We start from the raw sequence: 21,062 nt of genomic DNA, 5'->3' as shown, positions 1-21,062 counted from the left end.
CCTCATCTGCTAGCCGTATCTCACCACTATAAAAACCTAGCCATTGCTCAAAGATACTGGCAAGCACACCGAAGTTATCGGTCTTTTTATAAACAGTAATCGGCGTAAAGGTTAAATTAATATCAACCTTGCTCCAGCCAAGATTTTGATGATAAATACGCCAAGTATGCTGCGCGGCTGCATCCAAATCTTGACGTACAAACATCACAGGCGGGAGATACACTATTTGCCCATCAAGCCAGCATGCATTTTCACTAGCGCCAGTTTCGTTGACGCCCATCGATAAGTTCAAGGTGAAATGACGACCGTCTGGCAAGTAGCTATTCATACAGCTCCAAAACCAATTGGTCTTGTGGCGCATATAGCCAAGCGTCCAATCTAGATTGGCAATAGTGGTGTCAGTAAAGTCGATTTTTTTGAGCTGAGTATCCAAAGTTTCAGTACTAAATTTTGAATTATCTTTAATAAGTAGATGACCAGATATTACTGTCAGCGGCTCTTTTTGGGTAAAGGTCCAACCGCGTCTGCCCGTCGGTGTGCAAATAGCTAGTGGCTGTGATTGTCTTGAGAGGATTGCATGGAGTGCAAGGTGTTGACTATCTAGCACAACGTCAATCTGGGAAGGCGTAAAACCCAATGTTACGGTCAGCTTGTCATGAGCAAATGCCATTTGACCTTGATAGCAATCGCCTTCTAATATCGTCTGTCGAGTCAAAGGTTGCAAGGCTTCGCAAACTTCTAGCTCATTAGTTTCATCATTATAGAGATACACGAAGGCGCTGGTCGCAAGCTTAATCGTCGCCAGTGCTAGGCAAATTCGATAAGGTGGCTCAATAATTTGGATAAAGCAAAATTGATTGGCTTTTAATTCTTTGCGCCAGTTTGGCAGTGCTTTTTGCGAGATAAGATGACTATGATAGTCAAGATAGTTAATGCGCTTAACGTTAGCAAAAACGCCAAAACTAGGTTGACAGTTTTGAATCAGCTGCTCAAGTATTGCTGGTTTTAGATTTCTTGATAACACCTGTACATCTTGTTCATTACGATTTTGGTTCATAGTCATGGCATCCTAGCCAAATTTTTCTAATAATGCTATCTGTCCTTGATAGCTGACGATGGTATGTGCAATTTTTCTTTTTGCTTGTGTAGAGCCTACAAAAAATGCTTCTTTTACTACTTTTACCTCAATATTGGTTAAGCCGTCAGCCAAGGTTTCTGTCACATCAACTGAAGCTATCGCGCTCATCCATAAAAAGTGCCTAGGAAACTTGCATAATAGTTCAGCAAGGACTTTTGAAAATTGATTAAAATCAGCAATCACCATGCGGCGATTGCTAAAATCCGCAGTAACCTGATGGCGTTTGCTACTGCCATCTTTATAGTAGCAAACGGCACTCACTTGATTATTCGACAGTTCAATCACGTATATCGGCGGACGAAATAGCTTTAGGAGCTGATATTGCTTGGGGATAGTATCTAAATGACGTTGATAAATCGATAAGCTCACGATACTTCCCTTTTGAAATTCAAAGTCACTTAGATTTTAATGTTTTATACGCTTAGGTTATTTTACTAACTTTAGAAGCCACTAAAAACTATTAGAAAATCCGCTTATCATCGACAGGTTTGGCAAATTTATTGATATTGGTTTCGATATTTTTCGCAATGCTTAGATAATACGGCGCAAATTCATCATCCGCTAATACGCTCGGCTCACCTTTATCCACTTGAGCGCGAATACCACTAGCAAGCGGCAACTGACCCAAGAGTGGCACATGGTATTGCTCAGCGATTTTTTCGCCGCCACCCGTACCAAAAATCGCTTCAGTATGGTTACAGTTGCTACAGGTATGCAGCGCCATATTTTCAACCACGCCAAGTACTGGAATATTGGTTTTATTAAACATCTCGATACCTTTTTGCGCATCAAGTAAGGCGATATGCTGCGGCGTCGTCACAATCACCGCACCCGTTACCGGAATGCGCTGCGCCAATGTCAGCTGAATATCGCCAGTACCAGGCGGCATATCGATGACTAAGTAATCGAGCTGCGGCCAATTGGTTTGGTTATACAGCTGCATTAAGGCGCCAGTGGCTTTTGGTCCGCGCCACGCCACAGGTGTATTATCACCATCGAGCAAGCTACCAATCGATAGCATTGCCAAACCATGCGCTTCGATAGGAACAAATTGCTCGTTTTCCAGCTCAGGCTTGATTTTATCTACGCCCAGCATCGTCGGCATACTCGGTCCGTAAATATCAGCGTCTAGCACACCAACACGATTGCCCAATTTCTGTAATGCTAAGGCGATATTAACGGTAGTGGTTGATTTGCCAACGCCACCTTTACCCGAAGCGACGACGATAATATGGCGGATACGCGGATGCGCCATTAAGGATGCTTGCGTCGGTGCCGCCTTCGTAATCGGCGGTTCGGCCTGATTGCTGCTATTTGTATTTGCAGAGGGTTTGGTCTGCTTTTCCATCGCGTTGGTGGTTTTTGGCATGGCTTTTGGCAGGCTTGACCCCGCGCCTTTTGCAGGCGCTGGCAAGCGCACATTCATATGAATCGCTCTGATGCCATGCGGATGCAGTAGATTGCCAAGCTCTTGCTGAATGGTTTCAGGATCGCTATCTTGCGGCAGACGCAAATCCAAAGTCAGCTCATCGCCATCGCGCTCTAGACCTGTGACCATAGTCGCAAGACTACTATTACCCAAATGGTAATTGAGTAAAACCTGATCAACGGCGCTATCACGAGCCGCTTGTTGCTGCGGAGATTCGGATTTCGAAGATGCTCTTTTTTTTATAAAATTAAACATAGCTACCTCTACTACCTATATCGATGGTTAAATTTGGCAAAAACGATGAATCTTTTTAAACAATAACTGTTTAAAATTGTTTAAAAAAACTCTTAGCTAAAACCTTAGCCCATAAAACTTTTGCCAAATGCTTTTATATAGATACAGTGTAGCTCAATGGGCGCTATAAAAAAACCACACTGTCAGTAGGTATGAGGGTCAAAATTGGTGTTATTTTTTTATTTAAGCGGTCTTATGTACATGACCGTTTATTAAACAAACTAACCAATTGGTAAAAACCTAGAAGCGATGAATAAATAAATCAGCACGCCCGACGCATCACTGATTGAAGTAATCAAAGGCGCACTGGCGGTTGCAGGGTCAAAACCGAGTTTATTGAGTATAAAAGGCAGACTCATGCCAATGACACTACCAATCATAACCACGCACAGCATACTTAGCGCCAGTACCAAAGAGACGGTCGCATCACCGCGTACATAGCCGATAAGGGCAATGGCAACGGCCATCGTCGCACCAAGTAGCAACGCGACTAAGGCTTCGCGGCCAAGGAGTGAAAACCAATCACGCATCACCACATCGCCCGTCGCTAAAGCACGTACCATTAAAGTCGCTGATTGCGAGCCGGCGTTACCGCCACTATCAACCAGTAAAGGTAAGAAAAATACCAATACTAAGTTTGCCGCAATGACGTCTTCGAAGTTAGCAATACTTAGCCCCGACAACAAGTTGCCAAATACTAAAAACACCAGCCAAAAAACCCGCTTACGGTAGAGAACGGTAATACTAACGTCTTTTAAGCGCCCGACCATGGTTGAGACACCGCCTGACTTATGAAAGTCATCGGTGGCTTCATCGCTTGCCACGTCCATCGCATCATCATGGGTGACGATACCAACCAACGCCCCACTGGCATCAGTAATGGGTAGGGAGATTAAGTCATAACGAGCAACGGTTTTCGCAACGTCTTCTTGGTCATCGTTGACATCAGAAGAGATGACCGAGCTGACCATAATGTCTTTAATCAGCTGTTCAGGCGATGATAAAATAAGCACCCTTAATGACACCACTCCCAATAGCTTACGCGCGTCATCAATCACATAAGCGTGATAAATAGTTTCGGCATCAGGCGCTTCTAAACGTAGCGCGTCCAAGGCTTCGGCGACAGTCATCTCAGCCTCTAACGTCGCATAATCGGAGCTCATCAAGGCACCAGCCGTGCCTTCTTCATAAGCGGATAGACGGCGAATATCCTCACGTTTCGCCTGCGCTAAGGCAGGTAATAGCACGTCGCGTTGGTCTTGACTCAGGCGTTTATACAAATCAGTCCGTTCATCAGATGGCATCTCGCCGACTATCCTGGCTAAAATAGCGCGCGGAAAGACATAAGCGAGCGCCACTTGACTATCTGGGTCTAAATAAGCAAATATCGTCGAACGATTGGGCAAATGCGCAAGTAACTGCCAAGCGAGTTTGGGTTCAATTAACGCCAATAAATCGGCTATATCGATAGGACGCAGCTCTTGAATCTCTTCAATCGCTTGCTCATATTGCTGCTGCTCGATAGCACGGCTTATTTTTTCGGCATAGGTCAACGCCAAGTCTTTATTATTCATTGCTTTTACTCCGTGCAGCGCAAAATGAGGCAACAGGCGCTCATAAAAAAGAGCCAATATTATTGGCTCAAATTAACATAAAATCAAATGCTAAAGGATTGAGGTTTTATTAGCAAGCGAATGATGTTTAAACCAAGCAAACCGCTCGCAAACCTATCCATTGACCACAGCGTTAATTCATAAACCAACCATGACTGGCAACGATAGACTGCCCAGTAAATACATTACTTGGAAAAGCCGCTAAGAATAATGCCAATTGAGCGATATCATCAACCGTGGTAAATTCTTTATCAACGGTATTGACCAACATAATGTCATTTACCACAGATTCTTCACTGATGCCTTTTTCAACCGCTTGTTGCGGGATTTGTTTCTCGACTAATGGTGTTTTGACAAAACCGGGACAAATGACATGTGCGCGTACATTATGTTCAGCGCCTTCTTTTGCCAACACCCGGCACAGTCCAAGCAGTCCGTGCTTGGCAGTTACATACGGTGCTTTAAATAATGACGCTTCATGCGAGTGCACTGAGCCCATATAAATGACCGTACCGCCTTTGTCAGCCTTATACATATGCTGCACAGCCGCTTTAGTGGTTAAAAATGCCCCATCTAAATGAATAGCGAGCATTTTTTTCCAGTCAGCAAACGCCATTTTATGAATCGGGTCAATGATTTGAATACCGGCATTGGAGACAAGAATATCTATACTGCCAAAGGTATCCACTAATTGCTGTACGCCAGAATTTACGGCATCCTCTGAGGTCACATCCATGGCAATTGCAAGTGCACGTCCGCCAGCGGCTTCGATAGCATCGACCGTTTGCTGTGCGGCTGCCAGATTAATATCAGCAATACCAATGGCAGCGCCTGCTTTAGCATAGGTTTCAGCAATATCACGGCCAATGCCGCTTGCAGCGCCAGTGACTAATGCCACCTTGCCGGTCAAATCTTGTTGTAATATGGTCGCCATATTTTATAGTCCATTATTAAATAGGTTGTTTGGATGCCTGTATTACCCGCTTATTTATTAAACTGGCTTATTAGGTAATGCTCACTGGCGTTTTTTCTTGTAACTCCTCAAAACTTACGCCTTCTGCCAGCTCAACCAATTTTAGACCGTTGTCAGTGACATCTAATACGGCAAGCTCAGTGATAATACGATCGACCACCCCTTTACCTGTCAAGGGCAACTCACACTCGGCAAGGATTTTTGGCTCGCCATGTTTGTTGACCTGTTCCATCAGCACAATCACGCGCTGCACGCCAGCCACCAAATCCATCGCGCCGCCCATGCCTTTGACCATTTTTTTCGGAATCATCCAATTAGCCAAATCGCCTTTTTCAGATACTTCCATCGCGCCCAATATCGCAAGATTGACATGACCACCGCGGATCATCGCAAACGATTCTGAACTACTAAAATAGCTGGCACCCGGTTCGGTGGTGACGGTTTGCTTGCCCGCATTGATTAAATCCGCATCGACATTTTCTGCCGTTGGAAACTCGCCAATACCGAGTAAACCGTTTTCAGACTGAAGCCAAACATCGACGCCTTCAGGGATATAGTTGGCGACTAGGGTCGGCAAACCAATACCTAAATTAACATAATAGCCGTCTTTTAATTCTTGAGCGGCGCGCTGTGCCATTTGCTCTCTTGTCCATGCCATGATAATTTCCTTATTTTTTACAAAGCCTATTGTTATTTTTTCATTAAAACTATTAAATAATTTTTCGTTTAAGCGATTGTAGTGGCTGCTTTGATAGTAGTTTTTTCAATACGTTTTTCGGGATTATCATTTAAGATAATACGCTGGACAAAAATACCCGGCAGATGAATCTCATCGGGGTTTAGCTGCCCTATCTCTACGATTTCTTCGACCTCCACAACTGTAACTTTACCCGCCATCGCGCAATCTGGATTAAAATTACGCGCCGTTTTATTAAAAATTAAGTTGCCGGCTTTGTCAGCCTTTTGTGCTTTAATTAGTGCCACATCTGCCCGCAAAGTATGCTCAAGCACATAGGTACGACCATCAAACTCGCGCGTCTCCTTGCCTTCAGCCACTTGTGTGCCAACGCCAGTTGCGGTATAAAACGCTGGAATACCAGCGCCGCCTGAACGCAGTTTTTCTGCTAACGTCCCTTGCGGCGTTAGCTCAACCTCTAGTTCGCCTGATAAGTATTGACGCTCAAACTCTTTATTTTCACCGACATACGATGAAATCATTTTTTTGATTTGGCGCGTTTGTAATAGTAAGCCCAAACCAAAATCATCGACACCGGCGTTATTACTGATACAGGTTAAATCCTTGACCCCGCTATCACGCAGCGCGTTAATGAGCGCTTCAGGAATACCGCACAGTCCAAACCCACCGATAGCAAGAGTTTGACCGTCGCTGACGACACCTTTTAACGCCTCTGCTGCGCTGCTATATACTTTTGATTGACTCATGCTTATCTCCTTGCAAGTCACTTTTTATATTTTATTTAATGATTTTTCCTGCATGATGCAACTCACATCATGGCAACTCTCGTCTTACCAACCAATAGACACAGTTATTTTAAAAGCAATACACTGCGTATCGATATATCTTATTTAAAATTCTTATGCTAACTTAACATATTATTCTCACAGCGACTAGAGAATAACCATAAGGAAATGGGAGCGGTATTTCACGTTTGCGCTACTTGATAATAGCGATATTACTATCGCCTGTACATGACGTAGTAGCAAACGTTATTTATTCGCTATTTAACATCGGCTAAGGAGAGGCTTTCATGTTTAGCACATTTGCTATTATTATTACTTTATTATTATTGATGTTCTTTGCTTATCGCGGCTATTCCGTGCTGATTTTGGCACCGATTATGGCGATGTTGGCGGTATTACTTTCAGGTGATTTCTTAAGCAGCATTCCTGCCTATACTGATGTATTTATGGGTGCATTAAGTGGATTTTTGCTGAAGTTTTTCCCTATATTCTTACTAGGCGCGCTATTTGGACGTTTGATGGCAGACTCTGGCGCAGCGACAGCCATTGCCAATACCGTGGTCGAAAAGCTCGGTGCCAGCAAAGCTATTTTGGCAGTTATATTAGTTTGTGCCATTTTAACCTATGGCGGCGTGTCTTTATTTGTGGTGGCATTTGCTATCTACCCAATTGCTAAAGATTTGTTTAAAGCCGCTGATATTCCTAAACGCTTGATTCCAGCTGCTATTGCGTTAGGTTCATTCACCTTTACTATGACAGCGTTGCCGGGCACGCCAGCCATTCAAAATGCGATTCCTATTCCTTACTACAATACCAACGTTTTTGCCGCCCCTATTTTAGGTATTATCGGCGGTCTTATCATGTTCTTCTGTGGCTGGTTGTGGTTACAATCACGAGCCAGAAAAGCCATTGCAGCAGGTGAAGGCTATGGCCAGCATGATGAGAGTGATGTAGGCGGCGTTGGTAGCGCACCAGCAGAAACCAACTTGGTAAGCACACATCACACTTCGTTTACCGTGGCTATGATTCCGCTAGTGTTGGTCATCGGCCTAAACGCCCTACTAACTTATTTTATTTTTCCATCGATGGATTTTAGCGGTTTACAAACTCAGTTTCCAGATTTAAATATCGCAGGTTCACTTGGTCTATGGTCAATTATCATCTCATTGGTCGTGGCTTGTACTGTGCTCATTGTGCTTCGTATTGGTCATTGGAACAATCTACAAAAAACCATTAACCGCGGTACGTATGATTCAATGTTACCAATTTTTAACACGGCATCAGAAGTTGGTTATGGCGCGGTTATTGCCTCATTAGCAGGTTTTCTTCTTATTCGTGACAGTATCTTAAATCTAACCCCTGGCAACCCACTTATCTCAGAAGCGGTCGCGATGACCACACTCGCTGGTATTACTGGCTCGTCCTCTGGAGGTTTGAGTATCGCACTATCGACGCTGGGTGAAGACTATTTAAGAATGGCTGTCGCCGCTGGTATCGACCCAGAACTTATGCACCGAGTTGCTGTAATGGCAGCAGGCGGTTTGGACACCTTGCCACATAGTGGTGCGGTCATTACCTTACTAGCGATTTGTGGTTTGACGCATAAGCAATCCTATCTAAACGTTGCTATGGTCACCATAGTGATCCCACTGATTGCGGTGGTTGCTATTATTATTTTAGGAACGATGTTTGGCTCATTTTAAGAGAATATTTAGCTCGTTCTAAAAAGTAGCTAAAATGTAAAAACGGACTTTAAATACCACAGAAATATACCTTTTTAACAAATTTACTTATTCATTACACCCACTTAGCAAATTGCTTGGTGGGTTTTTTATGTCAGCTTTAGCATAGCTCACTTTAAATAAAGCTAATTTCCCCTAGCAAACAATTAACAATATAAATGCTAAATATAGTTAATCACCGTCTTAGCATCGATTTAATTACCAAGGTAATATCACAAAATCGGCCGAATTACGGTATCATAGGCGCACTTTTTTAATTTTTCTCTTTTTTAGAGTTTTCATCAGTTTTAGACGTTTTCAGTGTTGGTAATTTAACATTGATAATACGGTGCTGACTCCTCATAAAGTGTTCAAGACATTTGATAACCAACCCGTTTATATAAAAATATAGGTGATAAAAGTGCGTGAGATTTTAGTAACCAGTGCGCTGCCCTACGCCAATGGCTATATCCATTTGGGGCATCTTGTAGAATATATTCAGACCGACATTTGGGTACGTGCGATGAAAGCACAAGGCCATCAGGTCACCTATGTCTGCGCTGATGATGCACACGGTACGGCGATTATGCTCAAAGCAGAGGCCAATGGCGTCACCCCAGAAGAGCAAATCGCCTCGGTAAAAGCCTCACATGAAGCCGATTTTGCCAAATTTCTGATCGACTTTGATAATTATCACAGCACCCATTCAGAAGAAAACAAGCATTTCTCTGAGCTGATTTATCGTCGCCTTAATAGCGCCGGACATATCAGCACAAAGGACGTCAAACAGCTTTTTGACCCTGAAAAGCAGCTGTTTTTAGCCGATCGTTTTGTCAAAGGAGAGTGCCCTGAATGCGGCGCGCTTGACCAATATGGCGATAACTGTGAAGCGTGCGGTACCACTTATGATGCGACCGACCTTATCAATCCGCATTCAACGCTATCTAATGCGACGCCCGTGCTTAAAACTTCTAAGCATTATTTCTTTGACTTACCAGAGTTTGAGCAATTCTTAAAAGATTGGACGCGCAGCGAAAACCGCTTGCAAGTCTCCGTCGCCAATAAACTGCAAGAATGGTTTGACGCGGGTCTGACCAGCTGGGATATCTCGCGTGATGCGCCGTATTTTGGTTTCCAAATCCCAGATACACCAAGCGATGAGCCAGAAAAATACTTTTATGTCTGGCTAGATGCACCAGTTGGCTATATGGCAAGCTTTAAAAACCTATGTGATAAGCGTGAAGGTACAGAGCAAGCACTTGATTTTGACCGTTATTGGATGCAAGAAAACGAGCATAAAACCGAGGTTTATCACTTCATCGGTAAAGACATCGTTTATTTCCATGCGCTATTTTGGCCTGCCATGCTAGCGGGGAGTGAATTCCGTACGCCAACCGGTGTCTTTGCTCACGGCTTCTTGATGGTCAATGGCGAAAAAATGAGTAAGTCACGCGGCACCTTTATTAAGGCCGAAACTTACGCGGAACACTTACACCCTGAATACTTGCGTTATTATTTCGCCAGTAAACTGTCTGACAAAGTTGAAGATATTAACCTTGATTTAGAAGACTTTATGCAAAAGGTCAACTCTGACTTGGTGGGTAAAGTGGTCAATATCGCCAGCCGTAGCGCCGGTTTTATCGTGAAGAAATACGACGGTATGCTATCGGAGATTTGCGTAGAATCAGAATTACTAGAAAATATCACCAAAACTGGTGATGAAATTGCCGCCGCTTATGAGAATCGCGAATTCTCACGTGCAATGCGCTTAATCATGCAGTGTGCCGATAAGGCCAATGAATATATCGACGAGAAAAAACCTTGGTCGCTTGCCAAGCAAGAAGGCACGGAGCAAGAAGTACAAGACGTCTGCTCGGTGGCGATTAATATCTTCCGCCAATTGATGGTTTATTTGGCGCCAGTATTACCTGAGCTGACTGCTAATGCCAAAGAATTCTTAAATATTGACGATTTAAGCTTTGCTAGCCGAAATCAATGGTTACTTGGTCATAAAATCAATAAGTTTAAACCTTTGATGCAGCGTATCGAAGAAAAAGACGTTGCGGCAATGGTTGAAGACTCAAAGGCCTCATTGGCGCAAGCAGAAGCCCCTACTACTAACAGCGATAATAATTCAGATAATAAAACAGCGGCAGTAAACACTCAGCCAGCAGAAAAGGCTGATACTGATACAAATGCTGAACAAGCTGACTATATCGGTATTGAAGACTTTGCCAAAGTTGAGATGAAAGTGGCGCACGTCTTAGCCTGTAATTATGTCGAAGGTGCGGATAAGCTTTTACAATTTACCTTGGACGTTGGCGAAGACAAACCGCGTAATGTCTTTAGCGGTATCCGTAAGTTTTATGAGCCTGAGCAATTGCTGGATAAAAAGGTAATTTGCGTCACCAATCTTGCGCCGCGTAAGATGAAGTTTGGTATCTCAGAAGGTATGGTATTATCGACTGGCAACCCGAAAACACAGCTAACGGTGGTTACTTTACCAGACAACTGCGTTATTGGTGATGTGTTGGCTTAACTGCGGTTGTACTTATAGAATAAAAAAGATGCTTTCGTGGCATCTTTTTTTTGCCTAAAATTCATTGGTGACAAAATAAAAAGAGCGTGGGCAAAAAATAAGAATATCGACAAAAATCCATCTTTACCAACCTTTATAAAATCAATGACAAATGCGTTTTATTTTCTTATTGCCATAAGTTACATTACTGTCATAATATGGACGTAATCATCAAGGGATTGATTACCTTTATGTTCGCCCGTTATCTCAGCATGCACATAACATTGACTCGGGTAACCTGCACTCTTTAACCTATGAGCCAAAATAAAATGACCTTTGCCACTACTTTACGCCTTAGCCTGTGCGGCGCTGCTATTAGCGCGGCGCTTGGTTTAACCGCTTGCTCTAATAATGCGACTGACCCTGCCGTCAACGCTGATGATAGCGCCACTAACGATAAGCCTGCCAAAACCTTGGCCATCACGCAGATTGTCGAACATCCTTCTTTAGATGAGATGCGCCGCGGTATTATTGATGAGCTGGCGGACAACGGCTACGCAGAAGGGCAAAACCTAACCGTTAATTTTCAAAGTGCGCAAGGGAATACCGCAACGGCTGGGCAAATTGCCAAACAGTTCGCTGGTGACAATCCAGATGCCATTGTTGCCATCTCAACACCTTCTGCGCAATCAGTGGTGGCGTCGACTAAAACTGTTCCTGTTATTTATACCGCCATTTCAGACCCTGTGGCAGCCAAGCTAATTGACGAAAATGACGTGCCTATCCAAACCAATGTGACTGGTTTGTCGAGCGAATTACCTATTGAACCGCAGTTAGACAATATTCAAAAAATTGTCCCTAATGTGAAAACCATTGGTTATGTTTATAGCCCAGGCGAAGCCAACTCGGTGGTGGTTCTTAAACAACTGGAAAAAGCAGCACCAGCACGTGGGCTTAAAATATTGGGAGTCACTGCCAATCGTCCTACAGACGTTGCAATGGCGACTCGTAGTCTGGCTGGCAAGGTAGAGGTTATTTATACCTCATTAGATAACAATGTGGTTTCTGCCTTTGAAGCAATGGCAAATGCGGCTAATGAGCTTGATATTCCAGTTATTGCCTCAGATGAATTTAGCGTCAGACGCGGTGCGACGGCGGCACTTGGGGTTAATGATTATGACTTTGGCCGTACTACAGGCAAAATGGTGTATCGGGTATTAAACGGTGAAGCGACCAAAGATATCGCACCGCAAGTGATGAATACCTTAACGCTATACGTCAGCCCAAAACACGCCGCGGAACAAGGTACTAGCCTATCGGCAGACTTAATTAAAAACGCCATCAATGTCGACAAAGAAGCACAAAAGGCCAGTAAATAGTCACTAATAAATAGCTGCGACTCAATAGTAAAGAATAAATGGACGGTAATTAATAATCAGCTATACAACGGATTACACAATCAGCTAGGATAATGGCTGGCAGCGCTACACTTTTTTATCTTTTATATAATGTACGGACACATTATTATTTTCAGGAGTCAGACCCATGTTGTATCAAAATCGTTTTGCCAAAGCTTTATTATGGGGCGGTGTTTGCACCGCTATCTTGACCGGCTGTAACCAGCCAGCACAAGATGCCAACACCACTGACGGCGCTGCAACGGGCGGCGATAGCAAAGCTGCCATGAAAACGGTCGCTATTACCGCCATCGTTGAACATCCAGCACTCGATGACGTGCGTAAAGGCGTTATCGACGAGTTAAATGACGCCGGCTTTAAAGAAGGCGAAAATTTAACCATCAATTTCCAAAGCGCCCAAGGTAATACCGCCACTGCTGGTCAGATTGCCAAACAATTCGTCGCTGATGCACCAGATGTCATCGTGGCGATTGCCACGCCATCAGCTCAGTCTGTAGCCGCTTCTACCAGCAGCATTCCTATGGTCTTCTCAGCGGTCACCGACCCTGTCGCAGCCAAACTGGTGCCCAAGCTTGATGGCTCTGGCACTAACGTTACTGGCGCCTCTGATGCCCTTCCTTATGCACCGCAAATCGATTTGATGCGTCAAATTATCCCAAGCTTAAAGAACGTCGGTTATGTTTATAGTCCAGGTGAGGTGAACTCAACCATCGTTTTAAAAGCGCTAAAAGAGAATTTGACCCCACTTGGTATTAATGTCCACGAGGCGCCTGCTCAGCGTAGTAACGATATTGCGATGGCCGCTCGTAGTCTTGAAGGTAAAGTCGATATGATTTATACCTCAACGGACAATAACGTGGTTTCAGCATACGAATCGCTATACCAAATCGCTAAAGAAAGTAAGATTCCACTAATTGCCTCTGACACTAGCTCTGTTGAGCGCGGTGCCGTTGCAGCCTTAGGGGTAAACTATTACGATTTGGGCCGCGAGACTGGTAAAATTGTCACGCGTATCTTAAACGGTGAAAAAGCAGGCGAAATCCCTGTTTATACACCGCAATCACTTGATTTACACGTCAGTCCAAAGAATGCACAAGCCGAAGGCATCACGCTACCACAAGCCGTTATCGATAAAGCAAAAGTAGTGTTAGAATAACTGCCGCTTTTAACTCTAATTCTTAAACGGTAGTTTTTATCAATTATCGTCTAGGTTAATTGGATATAGCTATTTTGATATGGCTATATAGGTAGCGCAGACAAACCCAGCTATCAGTCAGTAGGCTGGGCTTGTTTTTTCAAGGCTTTAAATAAGCAAGACTTAGGGTTATTAATAGTAATTATAAGTTTTGCTTGACCCTAACTGCAGATACCCCTATCTGTTAAATTCACCGCTTAGTCGTTTAAGCAAAGTTGGCTGATTGATAGCGCGATATGTCGCCCATCTCAATTATCTCGCCATCATTTATTAAACGCTGGGTTATGACTTACTGATCTCTTATGTCTTTAATTGCTTTTTTTGGTGCGCTTGAAAGTGGTCTGATTTATGGCCTAGTGGCGCTCGGCGTTCTTATCTCATTTCGTACCCTCGACTTTCCGGATTTGACCGCTGACGGTAGTTTTCCGTTGGGCGGCGCTGTCGCGGGTATTTCTATCATCGCTGGTGTGAATCCTTGGCTTGCTTGTGCCTTTGGTATGCTAGCGGGGTCAGTTGCGGGTATCGTCACCGCATGGCTACACGTTAAACTGGGCATTTTACAGCTGCTTGCCAGTATCCTTGTGATGGTCGCTTTATACTCTGTCAATCTACGGATTATGGGCGCGCCAAACTTACCTTTATTAGGTGAAACGACCGTATTTAGCACCTTGGTCAGTGATGGCAATGGTTACTGGATGCGCTGCCTTATTATTGGTGTCGTTGTGCTACTGGCCATGTTGTTTTTAAACTGGTTTTATAGCACTGAGACGGGTTTATCGATGCGGGCAACTGGCTCAAACCTACGTATGGCACAGGCGCAAGGTATCAATACCTCATGGATGACCATCATTGGTATGGCGATTTCTAACGGTTTGATTGCGTTAGCAGGCGCACTATTTGTGCAGACGCAAGGTGGCGCTGATATCTCGATCGGTATCGGGACGATTGTCATTGGTTTGGCAGCGGTCATCATCGGCGAGACCATTATTCCAGCTAAGCGTATTTGGCTGATTACCTTTGCGGTGGTCGTTGGTGCGGTGCTTTATAAGCTCTTTATTCAGGTGGCTCTATCAAGCAGCACGCTACGTAGTATCGGTTTTGGTCCCCAAGATTTAAACTTGATTACCGCGCTACTCGTGGTCTTGGCCTTAGTATTACCAAAAGCTAAAAATAAATTTTTAAGTCGTAAAGTTCGGGCTTAATGTCAATGTGCAACCATAAGGAATTATAATTATGATGCAAGCTACAGATTTGCGGTTGACCTTTAATCCTGGAACGCCCATTGAAAATCCTGCCCTACGCGGTATCAATCTAAATATCGCCAATGGTGAATTTGTCACCGTCATCGGCACCAATGGCGCGGGCAAATCGACCTTTTTAAATGCCGTCAGTGGCACCACGCGCGTCGATAGCGGTTCAATCTTGTTAAATGGTATTGATGTCACCAAAAAAACCGCGCACCAACGCGCTCATTGGGTCGCTCGTGTCTTCCAAGACCCTATGGCGGGAACTTGTGAGGCGCTAACCATCGAAGAAAACATGGCGCTTGCCTATAAGCGCGGCGGCAAACGTGGTTTGAGCTTTGCGCTTAATCAAAATAACCGTGACTTATTTCGTGAGAAATTATCAGTATTAAAGTTGGGTCTAGAAAATCGTTTAACCGACCGTATGGGCCTGTTATCCGGTGGTCAACGTCAAGCCGTTAGTCTGCTGATGGCGTCATTGCAGCCGTCTAAGATTCTACTGCTTGATGAGCATACGGCGGCCCTTGACCCTAAAACAGCAGCGTTTGTTTTAGAATTAACCGATAAAATCGTCACCGACAATCAGCTAACAACGATGATGGTCACGCACTCGATGCAGCAGGCTTTAGCCCATGGCACGCGTACTGTGATGCTTCATCAAGGGCAAGTAGTATTAGACGTATCTGGTGATATCCGTAAAGGCATGAACGTGCATGATTTACTGGATATGTTTGAGCAAACCCGCGGTGAAAAGGTCGAAGATGACAGTTTGATATTAAGCTAACTCATTTCGCAAAATATTTTGAATTTAAAAATAAAACGCCTTCTCATTAGGCGTTTTTTTATGGCTGTTTTAGTTTTTAAGAATCAAGCATGACCAATTTTTGAATCAATTCACTGACATGCTGCGCTTGCATTTTTTTCATCACCTGTGAGCGATGTACCTCTACCGTACGTACCGAGATGTCTAAATGGTCGGCGATATTTTTATTCAGATTGCCTTGCATCAGCTCATGAGCGACCTGCTTTTCTTTCTCGGTCAGCTGCGCATAGAGCTTTTTTATACTATAAAGCTCAGCTCGTTTGAAGGTTAATGCTTGGGCGCGTGCAAGCGCTTCTTGGAGACGGTGACTATTAATCGGTTTCTCTAAATAATCAGCGGCGCCTAGTTTGAGCATATTAACAGCATCAGCAATCTCACCTTGACCAGTTAATGCAATAAGCGCTATCGGGCTATCGTGTTGATTGAGGTGCGCTTGTAGTGCTTGACCGCTCATTGCTGGCATCATTAAATCACTAACGATCACCGCGGGATAATAGATATCGACTTGCTGCAAAAAAGTCAGGGCACTTGACCACACTTGGGTCGGTAATCCTAAACTGCTAATCAAAAAATTACATGATATACGCACGCTTTCTTCATCGTCGATGATATGAACCAGTAGAGGTTCGCTAACGCTAGCAGCTGAACCATTACCAGCTGTTTGAGAATTTAAGTGTTTTAAGTGCTTATTGAGATGATGCTGATCATTCATACGCAACCTTATGATTAAGTTTATTTGCAGATTTTATAAATACTTGGATTTACATAGCTCTGTTTTTATTATCTTATCTCTTAACATCACCTGCCAAATGCAGCGGCAGATAAAAAGCCACTTGCGCACCTACCTTGTTTGCTAATGGATGAGTGTTTTCCGTTTTTATCAAGCGCACCTTACCATTTAACGACCGCTTTAAGCGTTGCTGAAAACCATCTAACGCTTGAATAGCATTGAGCTCTTGCTGGACTTCGATATTGCTAAGCTGCATCATACCGCCAAGCGATTTGCAAAGACGCTGACATATCATCAGCCCCAAGCCTAAACCATTTTCTTTGGTCGATTTGGTGGCGTATTTATTAGTCAGACGTTGTTGTGATTGACTCTCAACTAACTGCTGATTACCTTCTAAAGGTTTATGGTCAAGCAATTGCGCCTCATCAAAACCGCCTGCATCATCGGTTATATGCAATACGATATAAGATTTACCTTTATAATCTTCTGTCTGACAACGTAGCATTATCTGCGTCGCCCCTTGCTGCTCGGCATTGACCATGCTATTCAGCAATAATTGGTCAAGAGCCAAGCTTGGCAACTGCAAAGACTGGTAGTCACTCGCCAGCCAAAAACCAATACTTGAGGCTTTTTCACCAAGTAACAATATACACTGCTCATAGGTGGTGGCGATATCCACTTGAACGTTGTTCGGCTGCGAGCGCCCTGCCCAGCGCCGGATATTACTAATAACAGCCGCGACTCGCTCGGTTTCATTGACAATTTGCTGCAACGCACTTTCTGTTGCTTGTTTATCTATTGCTTGCTTTTCTAGCACTTGCTTGTCAGTTAGGGTCTTTTCTAGCGCATTTAAACTATGGGCAGAGTTTTTATCCACATCTGTACTTTCTTGAACGCGCCGACTCATTTGATTGCTTTGGCTGCGAATCAATAAGCCTTGGGCATAATTTTGAATGGTCGCCAGTGGCTGATTGATTTCATGGGCGATTGAACCACTCATCTCACCGATGACAGCGAAGCGTTCTGATTGACGTAGCTGAAGGTCATAATCACGAATCAGTTGATTTTGCAGAATGATTTTTTGCCGTCGTCGCCATGCCAGCCAGCTCATCCACGCATAATTTACCGTCGATATCAGTACAATTAAAACCATAATGGCCATCCACAATCGATGCGCCTTTAACCAATCGACCATATGCGCGCCCAGCTGCTTTTGTGCTGGATGACGATTCATATCATAAAGGATACGTTCCGCATCGCTACTTGATTCGGCTGGTAGCCAGCGCTGTCTTATCCCTAACGACTCTTGCTCTGATTGACTCTTTCCAAATTCACTCAAACCAAATAAATTTTGATTGATTTGCCGAATCAAGGCAGCTGGCGCTTGCTCGGTCGCCGCCAATGTCCAATTGGGATATATCTTTGTTGAAGACTGACAGCTAGAAGCGGTCGCCACAGGGTGAATAAGGCGGTATTGTTTTTTGCTAATCTTCCCTTGCTGCGCCATTTCTTCCATCAAGCAAAGCGGCGCAATCGCTGCATCTACGCTGCCATTCGCCAACGCATATAATGTTCGCTCAATAGGATAGCCGACAAACTGGGTCTGATAACGATTAGACGGTACGCCGTTTTGTTGTAATAAATGCGCGACGAGCAGATAACCGCCGAAAGCCTCACTATCGACGGCAGCAATTTTACGCTGCTGCAAATCTTGCAGCTGATAAATACCGCTGTCTGCCTTTACCCAAAGAGCACTGGCCACTTCTTCCATAGCGCTGGGTTCTTTTAACTGCCTATCTTGAGACAGTTTATTAAATTCATTGGCCAGATTGACCGTTGTAGAAAGCGGCTTATCAGCGCTTTTATTAAAACTTTTTTTATGAAAGTTTTTACCCCGGTTATCATCAGGCCTATCCAATTGAGCGGTCTCTGTATCAGCTTGTAAGGTCGCAAGCCAGCGCCAATGCGTGGTATTCATTTTAATCAGCTGCACTTGCGGGCCAAGCACTAGGGCAAACTGCTGCGCTTCGATTTCCTGCTGCCAATTCTCTAACGCTAGCGGCACCAAAACCACAGTGTCCTCTTGCAACTGCTCATTAAGCTGATTGAGCCACGGTTGCCAACGCTCTTGTGCAGCCGTTTCCCCTTGCGGAGCCAGCACGCCTAGATAGTAGGTTTGTGCATTGGCACTGGCTAGCATTAACCAAACAAAGAGCGCTACCACGACAAGAAAATAAGCGTTCAAGCTAGCCCAGACTTTAGACCTTTTAACCATAAACCTAGCCTTACAGTTGAGCTATCAAACCTTCATTATAAATGAAAACCATAATTATAATGTGGTTTTCCACAATATCACAATGTTACACGCTCCTCTATACTGAATGACAATCGTGTAACTTTTCATTCACTAAGCTTAAATCCTAAATGTTTCATAGGGGTATCTAATAGTCCTCATAGAATGTATATGACGAATGAGAAGCTTAGTAAAAATATCTTATGGAGGGCGGGCTTATGAAGAAGTGGCCATTAATCATTATTATGGCAGCCATTGTCGGGCTGATTTTAGCGTTTATCATTGGGCAAATACTGCCTAAGATGCGCACGACGAGCAGTGATATTGAGGTCAATATCACTGACCCTGCGCTTATTAAACAAGGGCAATACGTCGCGCGTACTGCTGACTGTGTCGCCTGCCATACGACGCTTGAAGGTGAAACTTATGCTGGCGGCCTGCCTATGCTGACGCCGCTAGGTGCCATTTATTCAACCAATATTACCCCTGATAAAGAAACCGGTATTGGTCAATATACCTTTAGCGACTTTAAAAATGCCGTCAAGCATGGCGTGCGCCGTGATAATAAAGCGCTATATCCTGCCATGCCCTATCCGTCTTATCAGCTCATGCCAGATGAAGATCTGGCCGCGATGTACGCCTATTTTATGTCTGACGTCAAACCGGTTAAGCAAGCCAACTTAAAAAGCGAGCTACCACCGGTGGCCAATTGGCGCTGGCCGCTGGTTTATTGGCAAGCACTGTTTGACCCAAAACGTGATTTTGTGCCAGAAAATGATGATGCGCTATTGACCCGTGGACAGTATTTAATTGAAGGTCCTGGTCACTGCGGCTCTTGTCATACTGGACGCGGTATCGGTTTCCAAGAAATCGCCTTAAATAATGCCGACTCAGAAGAATATTTGAGTGGAGCGGTTATCGATGGTTGGCGCGCCAAAAGCATTCGCGGTGAACATCGCGGTTTGGCTACGTGGACGGTCGCAGAATTGAATGACTTCTTTAAAACCGGTCGTACTGACACCACGGCTGCTTTTGGCGCCATGGCCGAAGTGGTCGAGCACAGCACACAATATATGACAGACTATGATATCAACGCCATGTCATCTTATCTAAAAACACTGTCTCCTGCGCCAAACAAAGAAACAACCTTGCCAGCGAAAAAAGACATGACCACGCAAAAACTGCTTGATGGCAACTATGATTCGCGTGGCTCAATCTTGTACGCCGAGTATTGCCAAGTTTGTCACCGTGCCGATGGTAAAGGCGTGGCGCGTATCTTCCCAGCCCTTGATGGCAATAGTGCGGTATATGCGAAAAATGCTGACTCGGTACTCCAAATCACCTTGAGCGGTGGCCGCATGCCCGAAACCCCGCACGACCGCATGGCCTTTACCATGCCTGAATTTATTAACCTGAGTGATGCCGATGTGGCGGAAGTGGTCAACTATGTCCGTAATAGCTGGACCAACCAAGCACCTGAAATCGATGTCGATGATGTGGTAAAAATGCGCGCTTTTCTTGCCAAAAAACCAAAGACCAGTACCGATATCGCCCCAGACTTAAGTATTGATGCGCAAACAAAAGGAGCAAAATAATGAAAAAACCTTCACTCAACCTGCCTGCTATTGTTAGCGTTATCTCTCAAAAAATGACCACGCGCAAATTACCTACTGCTATCTTTACTGCTTCAGCACTTAGTATCGCCGCCATCAGTAGTGGCTGCTCACAGCCCGAGCCTGTAGAACAAAACGCGCCTAAATACGGCTTGGTTACCGCGGATGATGCCAATGAAGACATCGGTACTTATGTGCTGCCGCAAGATACTTCTATCCTGGATGAGCCAAACGCTGATGAGATATTTTATGGTAAGCGCTTATTAAACGAAACCAAGCGCTTATTGCCGGAGCACGTCGGCGCGCAAATGAACTGTAATAGCTGTCATATCTCGCAAGGTAAAATCCCCCTTGGCGACCCGTATATCAACAGTTATAACTTTTATCCGCGTGTGATGCCACGTGCTGGTAAAGAAGTTGATTTGACCAAACGCATCAACGGCTGCTTCCAGCGTTCGATGAATGGCAAACCTTTAAAACCTGAATCTCCTGAAATGCTTGCAATGTTAGCCTATATGAAATGGCTATCCCAAAATACGCCAAAAGAGCAAAAGGTTGATATCCAAAACGCGGGTAAG

17 protein-coding genes are annotated in these 21,062 nt (G+C 44.4%); 8 read left to right on the top strand and 9 right to left on the bottom strand.

Annotated features, from left to right (window positions below):
- From V7D75_RS02515 to V7D75_RS02485, 7 genes are all read right to left on the bottom strand, one after another.
- On the bottom strand, positions 1–1,057 hold a 1,057-nt coding region (locus tag V7D75_RS02515), incomplete at its 3' end, for a DUF2804 domain-containing protein (protein ID WP_333613277.1).
- 12 nt (positions 1,058–1,069) lie between these two features.
- Entirely contained in the window at positions 1,070–1,507 is a 438-nt protein-coding gene (locus V7D75_RS02510) for a hypothetical protein (RefSeq protein ID WP_333613276.1), read from the bottom strand.
- A gap of 91 nt (positions 1,508–1,598) precedes the next feature.
- Positions 1,599–2,822 (bottom strand): iron-sulfur cluster carrier protein ApbC, encoded by a 1,224-nt coding sequence (gene apbC / locus V7D75_RS02505; RefSeq protein ID WP_333613275.1) that lies wholly within the window; start codon positions 2,820–2,822, stop codon positions 1,599–1,601.
- Between the two features lie 260 nt (positions 2,823–3,082).
- Positions 3,083–4,435, bottom strand: a complete 1,353-nt coding sequence (gene mgtE, locus V7D75_RS02500; protein WP_333613274.1) for a magnesium transporter — start codon at positions 4,433–4,435, stop codon at positions 3,083–3,085.
- Between the two features lie 172 nt (positions 4,436–4,607).
- Complete coding sequence (locus tag V7D75_RS02495) at positions 4,608–5,408, bottom strand: 3-hydroxybutyrate dehydrogenase (protein WP_333613273.1); 801 nt, start codon at positions 5,406–5,408, stop codon at positions 4,608–4,610.
- Between the two features lie 70 nt (positions 5,409–5,478).
- On the bottom strand, positions 5,479–6,105 hold the full coding sequence (locus V7D75_RS02490) for a CoA transferase subunit B (RefSeq protein ID WP_333613272.1): 627 nt from the start codon (positions 6,103–6,105) through the stop codon (positions 5,479–5,481).
- Positions 6,106–6,173: 68 nt separating this feature from the next.
- Positions 6,174–6,890, bottom strand: coding sequence for a CoA transferase subunit A (locus V7D75_RS02485; protein WP_333613271.1), 717 nt, complete (start codon positions 6,888–6,890; stop codon positions 6,174–6,176).
- Positions 6,891–7,216: 326 nt separating this feature from the next.
- Here V7D75_RS02485 and V7D75_RS02480 point away from each other — a divergent pair, with 326 nt between their 5' ends.
- The 6 genes from V7D75_RS02480 to V7D75_RS02455 all read left to right on the top strand — a co-directional run bounded on the left by V7D75_RS02480 (position 7,217) and on the right by V7D75_RS02455 (position 15,809).
- The gene (locus V7D75_RS02480) at positions 7,217–8,632 is read left to right on the top strand and encodes a GntP family permease (protein WP_333613270.1); all 1,416 of its coding nucleotides are present in this window, start codon (positions 7,217–7,219) and stop codon (positions 8,630–8,632) included.
- Positions 8,633–9,071: 439 nt separating this feature from the next.
- The gene (gene metG, locus V7D75_RS02475; protein WP_333613269.1) at positions 9,072–11,189 is read left to right on the top strand and encodes a methionine--tRNA ligase; all 2,118 of its coding nucleotides are present in this window, start codon (positions 9,072–9,074) and stop codon (positions 11,187–11,189) included.
- A gap of 308 nt (positions 11,190–11,497) precedes the next feature.
- Complete coding sequence (locus tag V7D75_RS02470; RefSeq protein ID WP_333613300.1) at positions 11,498–12,547, top strand: ABC transporter substrate-binding protein; 1,050 nt, start codon at positions 11,498–11,500, stop codon at positions 12,545–12,547.
- A gap of 166 nt (positions 12,548–12,713) precedes the next feature.
- Positions 12,714–13,742, top strand: coding sequence for an ABC transporter substrate-binding protein (locus V7D75_RS02465; protein WP_333613268.1), 1,029 nt, complete (start codon positions 12,714–12,716; stop codon positions 13,740–13,742).
- A gap of 341 nt (positions 13,743–14,083) precedes the next feature.
- Positions 14,084–14,983: an ABC transporter permease gene (locus V7D75_RS02460; RefSeq protein WP_068404436.1), complete on the top strand. Its 900-nt coding sequence runs from the start codon at positions 14,084–14,086 to the stop codon at positions 14,981–14,983.
- A 31-nt stretch (positions 14,984–15,014) separates the two neighbouring features.
- Complete coding sequence (locus tag V7D75_RS02455) at positions 15,015–15,809, top strand: ABC transporter ATP-binding protein (protein ID WP_333613267.1); 795 nt, start codon at positions 15,015–15,017, stop codon at positions 15,807–15,809.
- A 76-nt stretch (positions 15,810–15,885) separates the two neighbouring features.
- On the opposite strand, the gene V7D75_RS02450 is transcribed toward V7D75_RS02455, so the two are convergent.
- The gene (locus V7D75_RS02450) at positions 15,886–16,560 is read right to left on the bottom strand and encodes a response regulator transcription factor (RefSeq protein ID WP_333613266.1); all 675 of its coding nucleotides are present in this window, start codon (positions 16,558–16,560) and stop codon (positions 15,886–15,888) included.
- A 73-nt stretch (positions 16,561–16,633) separates the two neighbouring features.
- On the bottom strand, positions 16,634–18,853 hold the full coding sequence (locus V7D75_RS02445; protein ID WP_333613265.1) for a sensor histidine kinase: 2,220 nt from the start codon (positions 18,851–18,853) through the stop codon (positions 16,634–16,636).
- Between the two features lie 236 nt (positions 18,854–19,089).
- Here V7D75_RS02445 and V7D75_RS02440 point away from each other — a divergent pair, with 236 nt between their 5' ends.
- Complete coding sequence (locus V7D75_RS02440) at positions 19,090–20,466, top strand: cytochrome c (protein ID WP_333613264.1); 1,377 nt, start codon at positions 19,090–19,092, stop codon at positions 20,464–20,466.
- On the top strand, positions 20,466–21,062 hold a 597-nt coding region (locus tag V7D75_RS02435; RefSeq protein ID WP_442968903.1), incomplete at its 3' end, for a c-type cytochrome. The genes V7D75_RS02440 and V7D75_RS02435, both read left to right, overlap by 1 nt.

Source organism: Psychrobacter sp., from assembly GCF_036731945.1.
Lineage (GTDB): Bacteria > Pseudomonadota > Gammaproteobacteria > Pseudomonadales > Moraxellaceae > Psychrobacter.
Note: the sequence above shows the minus strand (reverse complement) of the source record. Positions and strands in the feature narration are given on the sequence as shown.

What these genes read in the sequence shown, in the direction of transcription:
- V7D75_RS02440 (WP_333613264.1), top strand. Translation starts at nt 19,090, where the DNA reads ATGAAGAAGTGGCCATTAATCATTATTATGGCAGCCATTGTCGGGCTG.
- V7D75_RS02465 (WP_333613268.1), top strand. Translation starts at nt 12,714, where the DNA reads ATGTTGTATCAAAATCGTTTTGCCAAAGCTTTATTATGGGGCGGTGTT.
- V7D75_RS02485 (WP_333613271.1), bottom strand. Translation starts at nt 6,890, where the DNA reads ATGAGTCAATCAAAAGTATATAGCAGCGCAGCAGAGGCGTTAAAAGGT.
- V7D75_RS02460 (WP_068404436.1), top strand. Translation starts at nt 14,084, where the DNA reads ATGTCTTTAATTGCTTTTTTTGGTGCGCTTGAAAGTGGTCTGATTTAT.
- mgtE (WP_333613274.1), bottom strand. Translation starts at nt 4,435, where the DNA reads ATGAATAATAAAGACTTGGCGTTGACCTATGCCGAAAAAATAAGCCGT.
- V7D75_RS02495 (WP_333613273.1), bottom strand. Translation starts at nt 5,408, where the DNA reads ATGGCGACCATATTACAACAAGATTTGACCGGCAAGGTGGCATTAGTC.
- apbC (WP_333613275.1), bottom strand. Translation starts at nt 2,822, where the DNA reads ATGTTTAATTTTATAAAAAAAAGAGCATCTTCGAAATCCGAATCTCCG.
- V7D75_RS02490 (WP_333613272.1), bottom strand. Translation starts at nt 6,105, where the DNA reads ATGGCATGGACAAGAGAGCAAATGGCACAGCGCGCCGCTCAAGAATTA.
- V7D75_RS02450 (WP_333613266.1), bottom strand. Translation starts at nt 16,560, where the DNA reads ATGAATGATCAGCATCATCTCAATAAGCACTTAAAACACTTAAATTCT.
- V7D75_RS02470 (WP_333613300.1), top strand. Translation starts at nt 11,498, where the DNA reads ATGACCTTTGCCACTACTTTACGCCTTAGCCTGTGCGGCGCTGCTATT.
- V7D75_RS02445 (WP_333613265.1), bottom strand. Translation starts at nt 18,853, where the DNA reads ATGGTTAAAAGGTCTAAAGTCTGGGCTAGCTTGAACGCTTATTTTCTT.
- V7D75_RS02455 (WP_333613267.1), top strand. Translation starts at nt 15,015, where the DNA reads ATGATGCAAGCTACAGATTTGCGGTTGACCTTTAATCCTGGAACGCCC.
- V7D75_RS02480 (WP_333613270.1), top strand. Translation starts at nt 7,217, where the DNA reads ATGTTTAGCACATTTGCTATTATTATTACTTTATTATTATTGATGTTC.